The 19,655-nt window shown below is 56.4% G+C and carries 15 protein-coding genes; 6 read left to right on the top strand and 9 right to left on the bottom strand.

Annotated features, from left to right (window positions below; genetic code table 11):
• Positions 1-33: 33 nt before the first annotated feature.
• Positions 34-1,026, bottom strand: a complete 993-nt coding sequence (locus tag ACOZK9_RS13040) for a CobW family GTP-binding protein (protein ID WP_152748503.1) — start codon at positions 1,024-1,026, stop codon at positions 34-36.
• Entirely contained in the window at positions 1,016-2,617 is a 1,602-nt protein-coding gene (locus ACOZK9_RS13045; protein ID WP_341869388.1) for an amidohydrolase family protein, read from the bottom strand. The genes ACOZK9_RS13040 and ACOZK9_RS13045 overlap by 11 nt, the downstream gene beginning before the upstream one ends.
• Positions 2,618-2,939: 322 nt before the next feature.
• On the opposite strand from ACOZK9_RS13045, the gene ACOZK9_RS13050 reads away from it, so the two are divergent.
• The 5 genes from ACOZK9_RS13050 (at position 2,940) to gabP (ending at position 10,762) form a co-directional block, all read left to right on the top strand.
• Complete coding sequence (locus ACOZK9_RS13050) at positions 2,940-4,178, top strand: MFS transporter (protein ID WP_152748504.1); 1,239 nt, start codon at positions 2,940-2,942, stop codon at positions 4,176-4,178.
• Positions 4,179-4,388: 210 nt separating this feature from the next.
• Positions 4,389-7,298, top strand: a complete 2,910-nt coding sequence (locus ACOZK9_RS13055) for an FAD-binding and (Fe-S)-binding domain-containing protein (protein WP_152748505.1) — start codon at positions 4,389-4,391, stop codon at positions 7,296-7,298.
• A 174-nt stretch (positions 7,299-7,472) separates the two neighbouring features.
• The gene (locus ACOZK9_RS13060) at positions 7,473-8,705 is read left to right on the top strand and encodes a pyridoxal phosphate-dependent aminotransferase (RefSeq protein WP_152748506.1); all 1,233 of its coding nucleotides are present in this window, start codon (positions 7,473-7,475) and stop codon (positions 8,703-8,705) included.
• 11 nt (positions 8,706-8,716) lie between these two features.
• Positions 8,717-9,226 (top strand): amino acid kinase family protein, encoded by a 510-nt coding sequence (locus tag ACOZK9_RS13065; RefSeq protein ID WP_152748507.1) that lies wholly within the window; start codon positions 8,717-8,719, stop codon positions 9,224-9,226.
• Positions 9,227-9,328: 102 nt separating this feature from the next.
• The gene (gene gabP, locus ACOZK9_RS13070) at positions 9,329-10,762 is read left to right on the top strand and encodes a GABA permease (protein ID WP_152748527.1); all 1,434 of its coding nucleotides are present in this window, start codon (positions 9,329-9,331) and stop codon (positions 10,760-10,762) included.
• A gap of 69 nt (positions 10,763-10,831) precedes the next feature.
• Here gabP and ACOZK9_RS13075 read toward each other — a convergent pair whose 3' ends face one another.
• The 4 genes from ACOZK9_RS13075 to ACOZK9_RS13090 form a co-directional block, all read right to left on the bottom strand.
• The gene (locus ACOZK9_RS13075) at positions 10,832-12,193 is read right to left on the bottom strand and encodes an aminotransferase class III-fold pyridoxal phosphate-dependent enzyme (protein ID WP_152748508.1); all 1,362 of its coding nucleotides are present in this window, start codon (positions 12,191-12,193) and stop codon (positions 10,832-10,834) included.
• A gap of 205 nt (positions 12,194-12,398) precedes the next feature.
• Positions 12,399-13,874: an NAD-dependent succinate-semialdehyde dehydrogenase gene (locus tag ACOZK9_RS13080; protein WP_152748509.1), complete on the bottom strand. Its 1,476-nt coding sequence runs from the start codon at positions 13,872-13,874 to the stop codon at positions 12,399-12,401.
• 69 nt (positions 13,875-13,943) lie between these two features.
• Positions 13,944-14,303, bottom strand: a complete 360-nt coding sequence (locus ACOZK9_RS13085) for a tautomerase family protein (protein WP_152748510.1) — start codon at positions 14,301-14,303, stop codon at positions 13,944-13,946.
• 114 nt (positions 14,304-14,417) lie between these two features.
• Complete coding sequence (locus ACOZK9_RS13090) at positions 14,418-15,662, bottom strand: D-amino acid dehydrogenase (protein ID WP_152748511.1); 1,245 nt, start codon at positions 15,660-15,662, stop codon at positions 14,418-14,420.
• Between the two features lie 245 nt (positions 15,663-15,907).
• Here ACOZK9_RS13090 and ACOZK9_RS13095 point away from each other — a divergent pair, with 245 nt between their 5' ends.
• A complete protein-coding gene (locus ACOZK9_RS13095) occupies positions 15,908-16,813 on the top strand; it encodes an NAD(P)-dependent oxidoreductase (protein ID WP_152748512.1) in 906 nt (301 codons plus the stop codon).
• 20 nt (positions 16,814-16,833) lie between these two features.
• On the opposite strand, the gene ACOZK9_RS13100 is transcribed toward ACOZK9_RS13095, so the two are convergent.
• From ACOZK9_RS13100 to ACOZK9_RS13110, 3 genes are all read right to left on the bottom strand, one after another.
• Positions 16,834-17,316 carry an Lrp/AsnC family transcriptional regulator gene (locus ACOZK9_RS13100; protein ID WP_152748513.1) on the bottom strand — a complete coding sequence of 161 codons (483 nt, stop codon included), beginning with the start codon at positions 17,314-17,316 and terminating at the stop codon, positions 16,834-16,836.
• Between the two features lie 110 nt (positions 17,317-17,426).
• A complete protein-coding gene (gene gabT, locus ACOZK9_RS13105; protein ID WP_152748514.1) occupies positions 17,427-18,710 on the bottom strand; it encodes a 4-aminobutyrate--2-oxoglutarate transaminase in 1,284 nt (427 codons plus the stop codon).
• Positions 18,711-18,926: 216 nt separating this feature from the next.
• The gene (locus ACOZK9_RS13110; protein WP_152748515.1) at positions 18,927-19,646 is read right to left on the bottom strand and encodes a haloacid dehalogenase type II; all 720 of its coding nucleotides are present in this window, start codon (positions 19,644-19,646) and stop codon (positions 18,927-18,929) included.
• Between the last annotated feature and the right edge of the window lie 9 nt (positions 19,647-19,655).

Below are 19,655 nucleotides of genomic sequence, written 5' to 3' on the forward strand. Positions count from 1 at the left end.
TCTGGCCGGCCGGTGTATGAAGCAATCTGCCGCTCATGAGGCCCACTCTACGCTCAGATGCGTGCCGACACTGGAAAGCAACGCAACATCACCATCACAAACGATGAACACGACGGATGTGCGCTCCGTCGCTGGGGCCGACAAGCGTCGCGCTGCTGAGAATGTCGTACCGACGCTCTGGAGTAAAACCGCGATGCCCTTTGGGTCATTCACCAGCGCCTTTATCCTCAAAAGCCGCTCGCCCAGCACGCTGGCAATGTTTTCCAACCAATCCTGTACATCTTCCCATTCCGGCTTGTCCAGCTGTGCATGAAGAACCTGGATGCGCGGATGCTGAACCCTTTGCGAGTCTATTGGCCGTGAGATGAAGGACTGAACATGCCGCTCGGTGGGTCCGCTGATACGGGCCCAATTCATTCGTTTGTGTGGTTCGATTTCATTGATGACGGTGGCGAACGGATTCAGCCGTTTGACGGATTCAACGCGATGAGCGCTTACTGTATTTGAAACCAGATCTCCCTTTGTCAGTACGATCACCTGTGCGGCTGCCAACTGTGCCAACTCTGCTTGCGCATCAATGCTAGAACCTATGTCACGGCTGCAATCGAGAGTTGAAACGACACTGACGCGCATACGCAGTTCTGCCAGTCCGGCCAATGAGCGCATAACGGGTCCTGGCTTTGAAAGCCCGCTGCACTCCAGAATGATACGCGCCAAGGGGGGCGAGCCAGATCTGGCCCGGCTAGCGATAAGTTCTTCTACCGTAAACACCAGGTCATTGGTCAGCGAGCAACAAACGCAGCCGTTGCTCAGCGTCGCCATCGGCAGGCCTTGGGCGGAGTCGGCCAAAATGGCCCCATCAATGTTGATAGCACCGGCTTCATTGATGATCACCGCCGTCGAGCTCGCCATGTTTGGGGCGGTGATGACCGTTTCAAGCAGGGTTGTTTTACCGCTGCCCAGCGGGCCCGCAAGAATGATGAACTGGGTGAGTTCCCATGGCGTGCTGTGAGCGTCAGCGTTCATCACGGCTTTCTCTCTTCCAGGTGCGTGCGACCATGTCACGCACGTCAGCCAGGAGATCGGTCACCTCAAACAGGACCCCGGCTTTTATCGTGGTTTCAAGGGCACGATTCTGTTCCAGTGAGCGGGTGCTGTCGTTCAGCCGCAATGCACCGGTGCCATAAAGCAGTTTGAAATCCGTCATCGGATTTTGATTCAGGATAAGGATATCCGCTCTCTTTCCAGGTTCCAGCGTACCGGTTTCGTTGTCGATTCCTAGCAGCTCAGCGCCGTGCAGAGTGGCTGCGCGCAAGACCTCCTGGGGGGTGAAGCCGGCCTCTTGGAACAGCTCCAACTCCCGAATGAAACCAAAGCCGTAGATCTGGAACATGAATCCGGAGTCACTGCCCGGGCAGACACGCCCACCTCTGTTTTTGAACTCGTTCAGAAACTGCATCCAGATCGTGAAGCTTTCCTTCCACTCAAGCTCATTCTTGACCGACCATCGATAGAAATAGGCGCCGTGCCCGCCACGTTGCGGCTGAAAATAATTCCAGGTGGTGCTGTCGGTGTATTGGTCATGCCATTCCGCACGCCGCGCACGCATCAGGTCGCGATTGGCATCGTATACATTCATGGTGGGGACGAATGTATGGCCGGCCTCAAGAAACGCCTCCAACACCTGGTTCCATTTCGGGCTACCCGGCTTGGCCGCCTGGAGGAAAGTTTGTCCGGCCGTGGCGAAGCGTAAGTACTCGTCGTTGTAGTTGTAGTCGTCGTCGATAAGGGCCAGCGTGCGCCCCTCCAATAACGCTTCCGGCAACCCATAGGAGTGCTCGGTACTGGTCAGGCCCCACTTGGCGGTGCGCAACGCATTCATTCGGCCGACCGATAGCTGGGCGTGGTGGCAGCACGTGCGCAAGCCCAGTTTCTGCGCTTCGTCGAGGGCCGCTTCCATGACCGCGGGGGAGGCGCCGAAGAACTTCACGCCGTCAGCCCCTTTGTCCTTTACCTGGCGCAGCCATTCACGGCCTTGTTCGGGTGTATGGATCGCTTTCAGGTAATCATTCACCGCCGGAAAATAGACATAGGCATACAGATGCGGCGCTGCAATGCGGTTTTGCGAAGACGCCAGCTTTTGCTCACAGGTCCATGCCAGTCCGTTCATGCACCCGGCTTCGCGCACCGACGTTACACCATGAGCCAGCCACAGCTTGTAGGCGTAATCGGCGGGAAGCATTTGGCCATTTTCGCCATGAAATGGCGTGCCGACATGCGCATGGCAATCGACAAAGCCCGGGGTGATGAACTTGCCGGTGCAATTGATTTCATGGTCACCACTGGCGGGCCGTCTCATGGGGTTGATGGGCAGTCCGGGCACGCCAACGGCCGCGATTTCAACAATGCGCTCACCTTCGATCACAACGTCGGCAGGCCCCCAGGGCGGGGCGCCTGTACCGTCAATCACGGTGGCCCCACGCAACACGAGGCGCTGGAAGGGGCCGTGCCCCCGATCATTGGTCGTGGCAGGTACGACTTGGCCAAGCCCTTTTTTCGCAAAGCCTGCGACCATCTCTTCGCCGACTTCGATGGCGGGGGTTACAAGGTCTTTCACTGAATCCTCCCGGCGCCTCGCCCTTTCAGCCCACGCTGTGCATGGGGAGGGGGCGGGCTCAGATTGTTATTGAGGCACGTCATTAGAGCGTGTTGTCAGCATAGATTCGCGCCGCTGGCGGGTTCTCCTATTTCAGGTGCTATTGCAGCAGTTTTTTTTCCTACTTGGCTCAGGTGACGCAGGTGTCGCCCAAGTGGGCCAAATGCATACCCCCCCCCAACAACAAGATGGGCACGGCTTTTTCACTTGCGCGAATAGCTGAAAGCTCGGAGGCGTTATGACTACAGCACCGCTAGCATTCCATTCCCAGGCACACGGATCGATGCGCCGCAAGGCCATCGTGGCCACCGTATTGGGCAATGGTTTTGAGTGGTTTGACTTTATGGTGTATGGCTTCTTTGCCATCACCATCGGCAAGCTTTTTTTCCCCACCGGCAATGACGTCACCTCGCTGATGCTCTCTGCCGCCACCTTCGGCGTCGGCTTCCTGGTGCGCCCCATAGGCGGAGTGCTCATCGGCATCTATTCGGACCGTTACGGAAGAAAAGGCGCGCTGTCCCTGACGATCATTCTGATGGGGATAGGCACAGCCCTTATCGGGCTGGCACCTACTTACTCGCAAATCGGCATGGCGGCGCCCTGCATCATCGTATTTGCCAGGCTGCTGCAGGGGATTTCCGCGGGCGGCGAAATGGGGACCGCCACGGCGTACCTGACCGAACACGCTCCGGCGGGCAAAAAGGCCTACTACTCCAGCTGGATCCAGACCAGTATCGGTTTTGCCGTGCTGGTGGGGGCCTGTTTCGGCACAGGCATTACCCTCAACCTGAGCCCGGAGCAGGTCGAGAGCTGGGGCTGGCGCATTCCGTTTCTATTCGGCTTGTTGATTGGCCCTATTGGTTATTTTATTCGCCGCAACCTGGATGAGTCGCCTGCATTTCTGGAGGCGGGTGACAAATCCGAGACGCCCTTCAAGGACGTGATTCGGGAGTACCCCAAGCAGGCCTTTGCCAGTTTCGCCATGGTGGTGCTCTGGACGGTGTGCATTTACGTCATTCTGTTCTATATGCCGACCTACTCGGTGAGGGTCCTGCAACTGCCGCAATCAGCGTCCTTCATGGCTGCGATTGTCGGCGGGACAGTGATCTCGATCTGCTCACCGATTACCGGCTGGTTGTCGGACAAAGTGGGGCGCAAATGGCTACTGGGCGGCGCGTCTGCTGCGATGCTGGTGTTGGCCTGGCCGCTGTTCAATATGATCGTTTCGCAGCCGTCATTGCAGACGCTGTGCATTTTCCAGGCGGTGTTCGGGCTGTTGATCGCGACCTACACGGGGCCGATATTGGCGGCGTTGTCTGAAACGTTCCCGACCAAAGTGCTTTCTACCGGGCTGTCGGTGGCCTACAACCTGGCGGTCATGACGTTTGGAGGTTTCGCTTCGCTGATTTTGACGTGGTTGATTCAAACGACGGGCACCGCAACCGCACCCGCCTTTTATGTGATGTTCGCCGCTGCTTTCAGCTTCCTTGGCGTCATGCTGGGGTATCGCCAGCCCAAATAACGCCTGTTCGTTGCTGGGCGGGCTGCGTTATGCGATCGGCCGGGCTCACACTTGGCGCAGTAGAGAAGGTTATTTCTTTCCTACTTTTCAGCCGTGGAGCCGCCGCCCGGCAATGCATAGGATGAATCATCGCTGAAGGCGCCGGCCTACGCCGGCGCAGCACCAGTCGTCACCCAGTGCGTAGCCGCTGACACAACAATAGGCAACCTTATGACCTCCAGTACCGCCGCATCCATCATTGACCTGAACGTGCTGATGAAGCTTCGATCACAATTGGAGGCGCAAACCACTGCGGACATTCGCTTCGATGCCGCCACACGCGCAGTGTATGCCTCGGAGGCATCCAACTACCGCCAGTTGCCCATCGGCGTTGTAGTGCCCCGGTCCATTGAGGATGTCATTACCGCAATGCGCCTTTGCCGGGAGGCAAACCTGCCACTGCTGCCTCGCGGGGCGGGCACCTCGATGTGTGGCCAATCGGTGAACGCTGCGGTCATCATCGATACGTCAAAATACCTGAACCGCATCATCGATATTGATTCCCAAAAGAGGATTGCCCGCGTAGAGCCAGGCGTTATCTGTGATCAGCTCAAAACCGCCGCGGCCAAACACGGCTTGACCTTCGGTCCGGATCCGGCCACCCACAGCCGCTGTACCTTGGGCGGCATGATCGGCAACAACTCCTGTGGTGCGCATTCGGTCATGGCCGGAAAAACGGTCGAAAACGTGGAACGCCTGGAGATCCTCACTTACGACGGTGAGCGCTTCTGGGTAGGCCCGACAGACGAGGCGCAATATCAGGAGCACCTGGCCGCAGGCGGCAGGCGTGCGGAAATTGTACGTGGGCTCAAGGCACTGGCTGATCAGTACGGCGACGACATTCGCGGGATTTTCCCGACGATCAAGCGCAGGGTCTCGGGTTATAACCTCGATCAATTGTTGCCGGAAAATGGCTTCAACATTGCGCGGGCCCTCGTTGGCGTGGAAGGCACCTGCGTGACGGTACTGCAAGCTGAGACGTTACTGGTCAAGAACCCCACCCATCGCCTGCTGGTCGTGTTTGGCTTCGAGGATATTTTCCTGGCGGCTGACTCTGTACCCCAGTTGCTCCCGCTGGAACCCATCGCCATGGAAGGGCTGGACGATGGCATCATCGGCGGGTTGCTTGAGCGGGGCATGAAGGTCGACGATATTGCAGAGCTTCCGGCGGGAAATGCTTGGCTGATGGTGGAGTTCGGTGCCACCAATGACGCGGATGTACTGGCTGCGGCGACCAGGGCTCGGGATATCGCTGATTCATTGCCAGGGCGTCCCAGTGTGCGATTGGTCACGGATGCGGCGTTGATGAACCGAATCTGGACCATCCGTGAGACCGGTGCATCCGCGACATCCCTGGGGCTCGATCCAAACGAGCCCGATCCGACAGTTGGCTGGGAAGATGCCGCCGTCGAGCCGCATTTGCTGGGCCAGTATTTACGCGAATTTTCCCGGATCGTTGCCAACTACGGCTACAAGACCAACTTGTATGGCCACTTCGGTGACGGCTGTATCCATTCGCGTATCACCTTCGACCTCAAATCCCAAAATGGCATTGATACCTGGCGGGCTTTTCTGGATGAGGCCGCCCATCTGGTAGTGCGCTATGGCGGATCGCTGTCCGGTGAGCATGGCGATGGCCAGGCCAAGGGGGAGTATCTGCACATCATGTACGGCAAAACCATCATGCAGGCACTCGCTGATTTCAAGGCAATCTGGGACCCCCTGAATAAAATGAACCCCGGCAAGCTGATCCACGCCATGCCGGTGGACGCCAACCTGCGCATGGGGCCGGACTACACGCGCAGGGAGGTCAGCAGCCTGTTCACGTACGACGCGCGGCTGGGCGACAAAGGGTTTGCCAGGGAGACCGAGCGGTGCATCGGCATGGGCAAGTGCCGCTCGCCGGAAGGCGGGACGATGTGCCCCAGCTACCGCGCAACCAAAGAAGAGCGTTACTCTACGCGGGGCCGCGCCCGTTTATTTTTCGAATTGCTCAAGGGCGATGTGATCCAGGATGACTGGAACAACAAGGACATCAAGGACTCCCTTGACCTGTGCCTCAGTTGCAAGGGCTGCAAGTCGGATTGCCCGACCAATGTCGACATTGCACGTTATAAAACTGAATTCCTGTATCGACACTACCAGAAGAATTCTCGATCACTGATGGACGCCATGATTGGTCGCATTGGCGAGTGGCTGCCCGTCGCGACGAAGGTCTCACCCGTCCTCAATTACGCCATGGGCAACCCGCTGTTCAGGGCTGCAGGGGCGTTGTTTGGCCTGGCGCCGAGTGTCAAGTTTCCCAGGATCGCGGGCCAGAGTTTCAGGGCAGGCAAGACCGCCAGGCGTTTGCGTGAACATAAGGACGATGTCTCGGCAACGGATGTCCTGCTCTGGGTCGACAGTTTCAATAACGGGTTCACACCGACGGTGCTGGAGGCCGGGGTCGAGGTGCTGGAGAAACTGGGTTTTCGCGTCAAGCTCATGCAGCGGCATATCTGCTGTGGGCGGCCTTACTACGATGTGGGGATGCTCGATCAGGCCAAAGCCAATCTGGAAGCGATCTTGACGCAGTTGGACAAACCGCTGCGCGAAGGTATTCCGATTGTTGTGCTTGAGCCCAGTTGCCTGTCTGTGTTCAGGGATGAAATGCCCGGGCTTTTCCCGGATGACACCCGGGCAAAGCAATTGACTAAATCGTTGGTCACGCTGAGCGAGCTGATTCAAAACCACGCTATTGAATTGCCCAGAATCGAGGAAGACGTTCGCATCCATGGGCATTGCCATCAGAAGTCGTGCGGGGGGCTGAGCGCTGAGCAATCGGTCCTCAAGCAATTGGGTGATAAGGGCGGGATCATCCCGGCAGGCTGTTGCGGGGTCGCCGGAGCCTACGGCTACCACCTGAAAAGTGCGCCCATCGCCAAGATAATCGGTGAACAGGAATTCAAACCGCACCTGGACAAATTGCCCGAGGACGCCCGAGTGGTGGCTGACGGGTTCAGCTGCAGGGGACAAATACGCAACGTCAGTGGCCGACAACCGATGCACCTGGCGGAGTACCTGGCGATGATTCTGCGCTGAAGCGTCCTATCCCGAATAGGATGCCGTCTTCGCTTATTCACCTGCGGAGTTTGAAGAATTAAAGCCCGCGATTGTTGATTCTATGAGCTGTACCGCATTTGGTTTCTGCGCTGCGGTGCCATCGACTTTGATCGTGCGAGGGCACCTCGTCGTTTACATAGGAAAGACTCGACCATGACTGAGACGAAGCCGACATTTCTAAATAAACACCTGGCGCGCGCTCAACCATCGGCGACTTACGGGATGATCGCTCGCGTGGCGGAACTTAGATCACAGGGCAAGACTATTATTTCGCTCAGTGCAGGTGAACCGGACTTTGATACACCGGCCTCTATCAGCAATGCCGCGATTGACGCGATCAATGCCGGTTTCACAGGTTATACGGCCGTTGCCGGTATGCAGGCACTGCGCGAGGCGGTTGCAAACAAGTTTCGTGTTGAAAATGAGTTGGACGTAGGCTGGAAAGATACGATTGTTGGTAATGGTGGCAAGCACGTTATCTTCAATGCGCTGGCCTGCACGCTGAATGAAGGCGATGAGGTTATTATTCCCGCACCTTACTGGGTCAGCTATCCCGAAATGGTGTGCCTGGGTGGCGCCACGCCTATCATTGTGCCGTGCCCCCCTGACACCGGATTCAAGTTGACGCCGGCCTTGTTGAGGGCAGCTATTACGCCGGCAACGAAGTGGTTGATATTGAATTCACCGTCAAACCCGACCGGTGCGGTGTACAGCAAAGAAGAACTAAAAGCGCTGGCTGAAACCTTGCTGGATTACCCAGGGGTTTTAATCCTGTCCGATGATATCTATGAACACCTGATATTCGACGCCAGGCCGTTTTTTACGCTGGCTCAAGTAGAGTCACGCTTGCAGCCACGCGTATTGACTATGAATGGCGTGTCGAAAGCCTATGCGATGACGGGCTGGAGGATTGGTTTTGCCACTGGGCCCAGGTGGCTGATCGAGGCCATGGAGAAACTCCAGAGTCAGCAGACATCCGGTGCGTGCACCATCTCCCAATATGCGGCATTGGCGGCGCTGAACGGGCCGAAGGATTTCATTGCGCGCTCTCGTGGCGTGTTTGAGCGCCGTCGGGACCTGATGGTGCGGTTGCTCAACGCAACACCTGGTTTGTCGTGCTCATCACCTGCCGGTGCCTTCTATGCGTTTGCCGATTGTGAAGGGTTGCTGGGCAAGATGACGCCGGGTGGTCGGCTTCTGAACACCGATGAAGACGTGGCCTACGCGCTGCTTGAAGAAGCCCATGTAGCCGTCGTACATGGTGCGGCCTTCGGATTGTCACCCTTTATCCGGATCGCTTATGCACTGGACGACGCATCACTTGAGCAAAGCTGTAGCGCTATCGCCAACTTCTGCACATCGCTGAAAGAGTACAGCCACCGATAGGAAGATGACGTGTGAGCGAATTCGCGATCCTCAAGATAACTCAGGGTGAACTAACTAATCGCCACGAGTTGCAACCGGCCCTTTTTCGTCAGGTTATTGAAACATTATTGAAGATGTTGGCGCGTGGGGTAAAACCTGTAGTCGTTATACAGGCTGAACCGGGGGCGGCGATCTATTGCATGGGGGGGGCTCCCGCTGCGCTAATTGAACAAACTCGGCTGATTGCACAGTGGGTCGCGGTGTTCAGTGAGTCCAATATCCTGAGTGCGCAACTGGTGGTGGAACGTTGCCGTGATGGAACTGATCGTCAACTTTTGCACGCACTTTCCACGATAAGAACCCTGGCGGATCTGGGTGTTATCCCTGTGCTTATTCATAACCAACTGACCTGGTTGACCGGTCGAGCCGAGGAGGTGCAGTGGGACATTGCCGAGTGCCTCGCCGATAGATTGCGAGCCACTATTGAAGCGCCGAAACGGGAGCAGGAACAGGTCATGGAACGCGACCATGTCATCGCCTGAGTGAAACCAAGTTCGAATATTTGGAGAACTATAAAACAATAATAGGGTGTCTTCGTGCACCCGGAATTTCACAACCTGCCTAATAAAAAAAACGGTGAATCTATGTCAAAGATACAAACAACCCTCGAGTCCGGAGGACAGGCCGGCTCTTCGCTTGCCCCTGGTCTGAAACAGCGGCATGTCACGATGTTATCGATTGCGGGCGTCATCGGTGCCGGGCTTTTTGTCGGTTCGGGTCATGCCATTGCGGCCGCAGGGCCTGCGGTGCTGCTCTCGTACCTGGCTGCCGGCACGCTCGTGGTGCTGGTCATGAGAATGCTCGGCGAGATGGCCGTAGCGTCGCCGGATACCGGATCTTTTTCAACCTATGCAAATCGCGCCATTGGGCCTTGGGCGGGATTTACCATCGGCTGGCTTTACTGGTGGTTCTGGGTGCTAGTGATTCCCCTTGAAGCCATTGCTGCCGCAGCGATCCTGCACAGTTGGTTTCCTGGTATTGATACGTGGATCTTTGCGCTTTCGATCACCTGCGGGCTCACCCTGACCAATCTCTACAGTGTGGCGCGGTACGGCGAGTTCGAGTTCTGGTTTGCCCTGGCGAAAGTGCTGGCGATCATCGCGTTCATCGTGGTTTGCGCCATCGCACTGGTGGGTGGGCTTCCTAATATTACGGTCAGTGGTATCGGTACACTGATCAACAACAACGGTGGGTTCGCGCCAAATGGATATGCCCCCGTACTGGGGGCCTTGCTCACCACTATGTTCAGCTTCATGGGCACTGAGATCGTCACCATCGCGGCGGCGGAATCTCATAACCCCAGCAAGCAAATTGCGCGGGCCACCAACTCGGTGATCTGGCGTATCGGTTTGTTCTACATCGTCTCGATCTTCATGATTGTGTCGATTGTCCCTTGGAATGATCCGGCCCTGGCTCTTGTGGGCTCGTACCAGCGCGCACTTGAGTATCTGCAAATTCCGAACGCGAAGTTTATTGTCGATATCGTAGTATTGGTCGCTGTTGCCAGCTGTCTCAACTCCGCTATCTACACCGCGTCGCGAATGCTGTTTTCGTTGGCCAAGCGCGGTGAGGCGCCAGCGTTCCTGAAAACGACGACGCTCGCCAAAGTGCCGCGCCAGGCGGTCATTGCAAGTACCGCCATTGGCTGCGTCACTACGATCATCAACTACTTCGCGCCGGAGCGCCTGTTCTCCTTCCTGTTGGCTACCTCCGGCGCGGTTGCGCTGCTGGTTTACCTGGTGATTGCAGTCTCCCAGTTGCGCATGCGTAAGAAACTGATTGCCCATGGGCACCGCATCAGTTTCAGAATGTGGTTGTACCCTGGGCTGACCTGGGCGGTGATTGTGTTCATCGTTGGCGCGCTGGGCGTGATGCTCACTCTGCCGGCGCATCAAGGCGAAGTCCTTGCCACTGCAGGGTTGGCAGCCTTGGTGGTGATTACCGGTCTGCTGGTTAAACGAGGCAGCCCGTCCCAGGCGTGGGTGCCTGACCGGGTCGTCCAGGAAGCGCCACGCTAACGCCGTGGTCATATGAAAAAGCCCAGGCCGTTATGGTCTGGGCTTTTTTGTGTGTTGCTGTTCCGTTCCCTAGAGCGTGTCAGCAGCCGTCTTCTCGATCGCATGTTTCAAGATGTCGATGAGCGTATCGACATCGGCCGTGGTGTAGTTCAGCGATGGAGCAAACCCCAGGATGTCGTCGGAGAAGGCTCTGAATACCAAACCTTCTGCAAACGCGCGCTTAAGGACTTTCTGCCCGAATTGCAGAGCAGCCGGAGGCTTTGATTTGCTCTGTTTATCGACCACGAATTCCAAGGCCGCCAACATGCCACGTCCGCGCACTTCACCCACGCAAGCCAATGACTCCAGTTGCTTGAGCTTGCGTTGAAAGTAAGCGCCAACGTCCTGGCCATTCTGCAGAAGACCACCGTCGAGATAGAGGTCGAGCGTTGCGTTCGCGATGGCGGCACTGACCGGGTGTCCTGCGTAGGTTTGACCATGCCCCAATGCTGTTCCGTCACTGCCGGCCGCGGCAATGGCGGTGTAGATTTCCTCGCCAATCAAGGTTGCGCCCATCGGCGCATAACCGGAGGTCAGGCCCTTGGCGAGTGTCATCAAATCCGGGCTGACCCCTTCCGACTCGCAGGCGAACATCGGGCCTGTACGCCCGAACCCGGTGATTACTTCGTCGACGATGAGCAGGATATCCAAGCGATCACACGCGTCACGCATCGCCCTTAAAAAGCCGGTCGGCGGAACGATTACTCCACCTGAACCTTGAATGGGTTCGCAGATGAAGGCCGCAACGTTCTGCGCGCCGATCTCAGCGACTTTGTCTTCCAGCGCCTTGACCATGCTGCGCAGCACCTGGCTCTCGTCCGGGCCTGCTGGATGCCGATAGGTGTAAGGGGAGGGTATGTGATGCTGTTCCTGGGTGGGCACATCGAAATAGCGGTGGAACAAGGGCAATGCGGTCAACCCGCTGCCATTGGACGAAGTGCCGTGGTAGCCGCGCTGCAACCCGATGAACTGCTTCTTTTGCGGCCGGCCAGTGGCATTGAAATAGTAACGAACCAGGCGAATCGCCGTGTCGACTGCATCCGATCCACCCTGGCCGAACACCACCCGATCCAGGCCTTTAGGTGCTATCGCTGCGAGCCGGGCTGCGAGCTGTATGGCCGGCTCGCTGGCGAAATGAAAATAACCCGTGGCGTAGGGCAGCGTCTCCAGCTGTTGCTGGGCCGCCCGCACAATGGATTGCTGCCCATAGCCGGCATTCACGCACCACAAACCGGAGAAGGCATCCTGTACCCGTTTGCCGTGAATATCGGTCAGATGGATACCTTCGGCCGACTTCCATATACAGGGCCCCATCGCTTCGTGTTCCAGCAATGCGGTGACCGGGTGAACCCAATGACGATCCTGGCGCACCAGGCGATCTACGTCGTGCATATAAACTCCAATGACTAATGGATGGATGAGATCAAACAGGCTGTGCACGGGCTTCCAGGTGGGACTTAAGGCCGTTCCGCGTGGAGGGCAGGAAACAACCGGCACAGCAGGGGGCGGGCGCAAATAGAGGTGTTATCGAATAGAGGCCAGTCATTACCGACCCCGTGGCACGGCAGCCGGTAATGCGCCCTTCAAGTGTGGTAAATCAATCCAGCCCGCCTTGGCAGGTGTATTTGATATGCATGTACTCTTCCAGGCCATGGGTGGAGCCCTCGCGGCCATAGCCCGAGTCTTTCACACCACCAAAAGGCGCTGCTTCGGCCGCCAGGGCACCTTCGTTGATCCCTACAATTCCACACTCGAGTGCTTCGGCCACTCGGGTGACTCGGCGCAGGTCTGTCGTGTAGAAGTACGAGGCCAGGCCGAAGGGTGAATCGTTGGCCCACAGCAGCACTTCAGCCTCGGTGGTGAATCGGGTGACCGGCGCGACTGGGCCGAAGGTTTCCTCCTGGAAGCACCTTGAGGACTTATCGACATCGACCAACACAGTCGGCGCATAGTAGGTATCACTCACGCAGTCCTTCGACTGGATTCGCTTGCCGCCGGTTGCCACTCGCGCCCCGCGACTGACGGCATCCGCCACATGACTCTCGATTTTTTCAATGGCTTTGGCATTGATCATCGGGCCAATCTGCGAAGCGGGGTTTGTCGCAGGGCCAACTACCAGCGCGGCAACGCGTGTAGTCAGTTTGTCTACGAACGCGTCGTAAACGCCGTCCTGCACATAAATGCGATTGGGGCATACGCAGGTCTGACCGCCGTTTCGGAACTTGGCAACCATCAGGCCCTCGATGGCGTCATCAATCACGGCATCATCAAAGACGATGAAGGGGGCGTTGCCGCCCAATTCCAATGACAGCTTTTTAAGGGTATCGGCAGACGCCCGCGCCAGGTGCTTACCGACCGGAGTGGAGCCGGTGAAGGTAATCTTGCGAACCCTCGGGTCATTCAACCAGACATCAGCGACTTCCTTGGATTTCGACGTCACAACGATGTTCAAGACGCCAGGAGGAACGCCGGCCAATTCGGCCAGCTTGACCAGTGCCAGGGACGTCAAAGGGGTTTCTGCCGCAGGTTTGCACACCACCGTACAGCCTGCTGCCAAGGCTGGCGCGATTTTGCGAGCGATCATCGCAGCAGGGAAATTCCAGGGGGTGATCGCCGCGATGACGCCCACGGGCTCTTTATGCGCAGCCATACGCCGTCCGGTCGCTGGAGAAGGGATGATCTCTCCATTGGAACGTGTCGCCTCCTCGGCGAACCACTCAACGTAACTGGCCGCGTAAGCGACCTCTCCTACACCTTCTGCCAGCGGCTTGCCCTGTTCCGAGGAAATGATTTTCCCCAGGTCCTGGGCGTTCGCCAGGATCAAGTCGTTCCAACGCTTGAGGATGTTGGCACGTTGTTTCGCAGGAACCCTTTTCCAGTTCGTGAACGCCGCCGCCGCCGCGTCGACGGCAGCCTTGGCGTCAACTTCATCACTGTCGGGAACAGTGGCGTACACGTCGCCCGTGGCCGGGTTGATTACCGGCAGTATGTTCTTGCTGCGGGCATCGCACCATGCGCCGTCGATGAAGTTCATCTGGAGCAATAATTCGGTATTTTCAAGAGCGAAAGACATGTTACCTCCATAACATAATGACAGTTCAATCGCGCCGTATAGCGTGCTTGATACTGCGAGAAAAAGTCGCTACGGCGCAGGCCGACCATTTCGGATACACCAGTTTTCGCGGGGCGATTCAATCAAACTGATAAAAATATCAATCTCGTGTATGCCTAGGGCGCCGAGGCGTTTGATGATCTCTTGGTACAGCATTTGTTTGGCGACATCTGTACGCCCGGAAAACAGTTGGATCGTAATAAGGGTAAAGTTCTTCGAGCTGTCTGGCGGCGTAAAAAATTGCTTAGGGTTGTGTTCGACATAACGCAACTGCCGATCTGAGGCGGGCGCATTGAATGCATTTAGCTGCGCCTCATAGATCGCCTGCAACAACTGCTCTATTTCATCATCGGTATGTTTGCGACAGGTTTCGATTAAGGTTAATGGCATGGCAAACCTCCAAGTCGACTCATCTTTAGAGTAAAGAGCGCGGTGAATTCGAACTACAAATACGGCATAGGAAAGAACGGCAGTTCTCTCCTATGACAGGCAGTAAGGGAGGGGCTACTGATACAGCATTGCGCTTATATCCAGGTCTGGTGTACGACCCCCGATGAGGTCGGCAGTCACCTTCCCGCTGCCGCAGGACATGGTCCACCCTTGGGAGCCATGACCTGTATTGAGGAAAAGGTTGCTGATCGGTGTTGCACCAAATAGCGGGTTGCCGTCCGGTGTGGCGGGGCGCAGGCCGCACCACAGTTCTGCCTTGCTGTAATCGCCAATGGTTGGGAACAGGTCTTTTGCGGCCTGTGTCATGTAGCGAAAGTCGTCGCGCGAAATGCTCATGTCATAGCCGCTGAACTCCGCTGTTGCGGTCAGGCGCAAGCGATCTCCCAGTACGGAAAATGCCAAAAGATTATCTTCGTCGAGCCCGCCCATCGTCGGGGCTTCTTCGGGCCGCTCGATAGGAACAGTCATGGAGTAGCCTTTGACGGGGAATACATCAATGTTTACGCCGTGCTTGCGCAATAGAATGGATGAGTAAGACCCCATGGCGACGACAATAGCGTCTGCAGCGATCAACCCCTTAGACGTGCTGACTGCGCGCACTTTTCTGTTGTCGATATCAAGGCCCAGTACTTGGGTGTTGAACATGAACTTGACGCCACGTTCCGCACACACGCGAGCTAATTCGGCCGTGAACAGCCGGGCGTCGCCCGTTCCATCAGACGGTACGTAAACGCCTCCCACCAGTTTATCGGCGACAGGTTTGAGTGCGGGCTCAAGCTCAGCGACACGCGCTCCGGACACCACCTCAATGTTCAATCCTGCTTGTTCCAGAAAGCGCATTTGGCGCAAGCCTTCTTCCATCGAATGGTGCGTTCGATAGACATACAGAAGGCCCTTATCGATGTGATGGAACTCGATTTGGGTATCGCTCACCACCTCTTTCATGACCGCCTGAGAATAGGCGGCCAATCTCAGGCGGGTGGCTGCGTGCTTATCTGCACGCGCTCTTGGGCATTCGCAGAGAAACTTGATGAGCCAGGACCACAGTCTTGGGTCGATCTTGGGCGCAATGCGCAACGCCTGGTCATTTCGGAAAAAAGATTTGAGCATGATGCGTGGCGCCGCCGGACTAGCCCACGGGTACGAGTGACCCTGGCAAAGCAGGCTTCCGTTGGCAAAGCTTGTCTCCATGGCCGGCGCGGACTGGCGATCAATCACAGTGACTTCATGACCGTCCCGGGCCAAATAGTAAGCTGAAGGAATCCCGGCAAGGCCTGCACCCAGCACCAACACTTTCATAATCAGACCTTTTGAATATAAACATCGTTATCGTTTGGCCGTGACGAAGTAGTCCCTGGCTCATTGCATGTACTGCCTGGCAATAGTCACCCGCTGCACTGCCACTTGATTATGAGCATCGGCTTATTATTTTTTATTCGAAACATCACTCGTAACGATGCAAATTCTCTTTTCAATGAAGCATTAAAGTTATTTTTTAAAAGGCGCTGGCTTAGTCTGTGTTGACGACTAACGGAGGCTATGTCATGAAGGTTGTATTGGTTGATTGTACGCACGAGCTTAACGCGCTGTTTGAGACAGGTCGCTTGGTTATTCCGGAGGGGACTTATATACATGTCGGTGAGCCGACTGCTGCGGATGTCCTTGCGTTGTGTCAAACCGCCGAGGTCATGCTGGTTGAACACACTGTGATCACGGCACAGACGCTGGCTGCATGCCCTCATCTAAAAGCGATCGTTTTCATGGGCACGGGCGCCGGCACATACCTTCCACTGGAATGGGCGAAGGTCAACAACATTGCCGTGAGTACCACACCTGGATATGGCAGTACGGCAGTCGCTGAGCATGCCATGGCGTTGACGTTTGCTGCGGCGCGCAAGTTAGGGCCAATGGTAAAGGACATGGTTCGCGGCGTTTGGCGACCACGGGGCGGCATGCAGCTTAAAGGTCGCAAGGTCGCAGTGATTGGTTTCGGAGAGGTCGGCCGCTGCTACGCCGAAATGGCAAGTGCGCTGGGCATGTGTGTTTCAGTGTGGAATCGTACGCCGGTGGATACAGCCCATTTTGAGCCGGACTTAGAGCGGGTGCTTACCGGGGCAGAGGTCGTGTCACTGCACGTGGCACTTAATGATCAGACCGCAGGCTTTCTCAATAGCGCGCGCCTGCGCTTGCTTAACCCGGGAGCACTGTTAATCAACACCGCTCGCGCCGGGTTGATCAATCAGGACGACCTTGCTCAAGCGCTGCACTCAGGTCATGTCGGGCACGCCGCGCTAGACGTCTACTGGCAAGAGCCGATTGGGGCGAATGACCTATGGTGTGACAGAGAAGATGTAACCTTGACCCCGCATGCCGCCTATATGACCGAAGAGGCCTACATAGAGCTGTGGAGGCGCACGGTGAGCGCTATGGGCGCTTACGCGCATCGGTAGCATTGTCAGGCATTTCTGGACTACAGAAGTGCCTGTAAATCGACACCTTCCCTGCGAAATACTGTTTTAGTCACAAAGAACGTATGAAATCGTGCAACGCCGCAATCGCTTTGCAATAGCTCATCCATGATGGCTTGATATTCAACCACGCTTTTGCAAGTGAACTTCAATACATAGTCTATTTTACCGGTCACCATGTAGCATTCCTGCACCTCGGGATACTTGCCAATGGCGACTTCGAATCGCTGAAAGCTCTCTTTACGATGCTGGTCCAGTTCGATTTCAGAATAGATAGTCAGTGAGTCGGCTATCTTTGCGATGTTCAGGGTTGCGGAATATCGCAAGATGTAGCCACTTTTTTCCAGGCGTTTGACCCGGATGTAGCACGGGCTCGGCGAAAGGTTGACTCTTTCAGCCAGGGCCGCATTGGTCAATGAGCTGTCCTTCTGCAGTTGGGCAAGAATGGAAATATCTATGCGGTCAAGCCTGTTTAGATCGTGCATCTCCATTCGCCTCTCTAATGAACACCACTCTCGGCGTATGCTGCAATGCAAAAGTCGCCAACCGAGGCGACTTTTGCTGATTCATTTGCCGTCTCGCAGAGGGCGATGAATCAAAGGCTGGCCTCCAGCGCCAGCTCAAACAGGGTCAATGCGTCCTCGACATCACTCTCGGAGGTATTGAGAGGGCACAGGAAGCGCACGATGTTTCGGTGAATCCCGCATTTGATCAGCAACAGCCCTCGCAACCGCGCCTGCTCGATGACTTTTTGTGCGATCTCACCGTCCGGCGCCTTGCTGGCTCTGTCGGTGACAAACTCAACCGCAGCCATCGCTCCCAGGGTGCGTACATCACCGATCTGTGGCAGGCGGGCTTTCAGTTTTTCGAACCCTGTCATCAACTGTTGGCCAATACCTTGGCTGCGTTCCAGCAGATGCTCGTTTTCGAAAATGGACAGCACCGCCAGGCCAGCCGCGCAGCCCAGTGGATTGCCGCCGTAGGTGCCGCCCAAGCCGCCAGGCGCAGGGGCGTCCATGATCTCGGCTTTACCCACTACTCCCGACAAGGGGATCCCGCCAGCCAGGCTTTTGGCAACGGTGACCAGGTCCGGCTGGATGCCTGAGTGCTCAAACCCGAACATCTTGCCGGTGCGGCCAAAGCCCGTTTGGATTTCATCGCAGATGAGCACAATGCCGTGACGTGTGGTCAGTTCACGCAGTGCTTTCATGAAAGCGGGTGGGGCTGCCACGAAACCGCCGTCGCCGAGCACCGGCTCAATGATGATGGCCGCAACGCGTTCGGGCAAAATCTGCGTATCGAAAATGTCCTGAAGTGAGGCGAGTGCCTGTTCGGTCGAAACACCGCGATACTCATTCGGGTAAGTCGCGTGATGAACGTCAGGTGCGAAAGGGCCGAAGTTCTGCTTGTACGGTTGGCTGAATCCGGTCAGCGAGATCCCCAGCAGCGTGCGACCATGGAAACCACCGCGAAACGCGATCACCCCGGAGCGGCGTGTGTGGCTGCGTGCGATTTTGATGGCGTTTTCAACGGCTTCAGCGCCTGTCGTGAGGAACACTGACTTGTAGGGCGCTCCAGCGCCTACCAGTGCATTCAGTTTGCCCGCGAGTTCCACATAAGGTTCATAAGCCCCAACTTGAAAGCAGACGTGGGTAAAACTGTCGATTTGTTTCTTGATCGCATCAACGACCGCGGGGTGGTTGTGCCCGACGTTCAGTACGCCAATCCCACCCACGAAATCCAAGTATTTTTTGCCATCCGTATCCCAGACATAACTGCCGGCTGCACGGCTGATAACGATTGGGTGTGCGGACGCTACACCGCGAGACACGTGGGTTTCTCGTGCGGCCAAAACCGGGTTTGAATTAATGTCACTCATTCTAAAAATTCCGTTAGTTATTCAGCGCTCACAGAAGCGCTGGCCAAGCGTTATCATCTGGCGCCGTTAATACGAAACGAGCGGCAACGTTCTTTCAGACAGCCCAGTACTGCGATCCAAAAGAAGTAATAAATAAGGTACCGGCGGGTTAATGGTCACCCGGCAGGCGAAAGCTGATGCCACGCTCAGGTGGCATCAGCCAATAGCACGTGACTGTCAGCTCACCAGTTTCTTATGAGCTTCGACCATGTCTGCCATGCTGATAAAACGGAAGTCGTACTTGGCTTCGGTCGCCGGTACATGCGTTGCGCCGAAACCTTCCTTGCCATGACGACGATGAATCCATGCACCCGCCAAGCCGGCAACTTTGCCTGGAACATGGTCGTGATACAGGCTTTCTGCGGTATGCAGGATATCGTCTTTTGCAATGCCGGCCTCGGCCAACAGATCAATCATGTAGGTGAAGTTGTTGGGGTTCGGTTTGTAGGAGCCCACATCCTGAGCTGTCACAATGTGATCGAACTCAACACCCAGCTTCGCTTCACTGAACTTGAATTCGGTACGGTCGATGTTGGACAGAATCACCAGTTTGTAATGCTGTTTCAGGTACCGCAGGGCTTCTGCCGAGTCAGGGAATGCAGGCCAGTCCTTGACCGACGTGGCGAACTTTTCGCGTTCGGCGGCGATGGGTTCAAGCTCCCATTCGGTGGCAATGCGGTCATACACCGCGCCCAGAATGGTCGGGTACAAAGCGCCTGGGGTCAGCGTTTGTTGCGGCGATTCATGGCGGCCAAACACTTCCAGAATCTGCTCGCGATCCAGCCCTTTGCCGCTGCGATCAGCCAGCGGCTGGAGGCCGTTTACGATACCGCTTTCCCAATCAATCAGGGTGCCGTAGCAATCGAACGACAGTGTGGTGAAATCAGTGAGTTTCATTGCCTTTCC

This window comes from Pseudomonas kitaguniensis (assembly GCF_049199985.1).
Taxonomy (GTDB): Bacteria; Pseudomonadota; Gammaproteobacteria; order Pseudomonadales; family Pseudomonadaceae; genus Aquipseudomonas; species Aquipseudomonas kitaguniensis.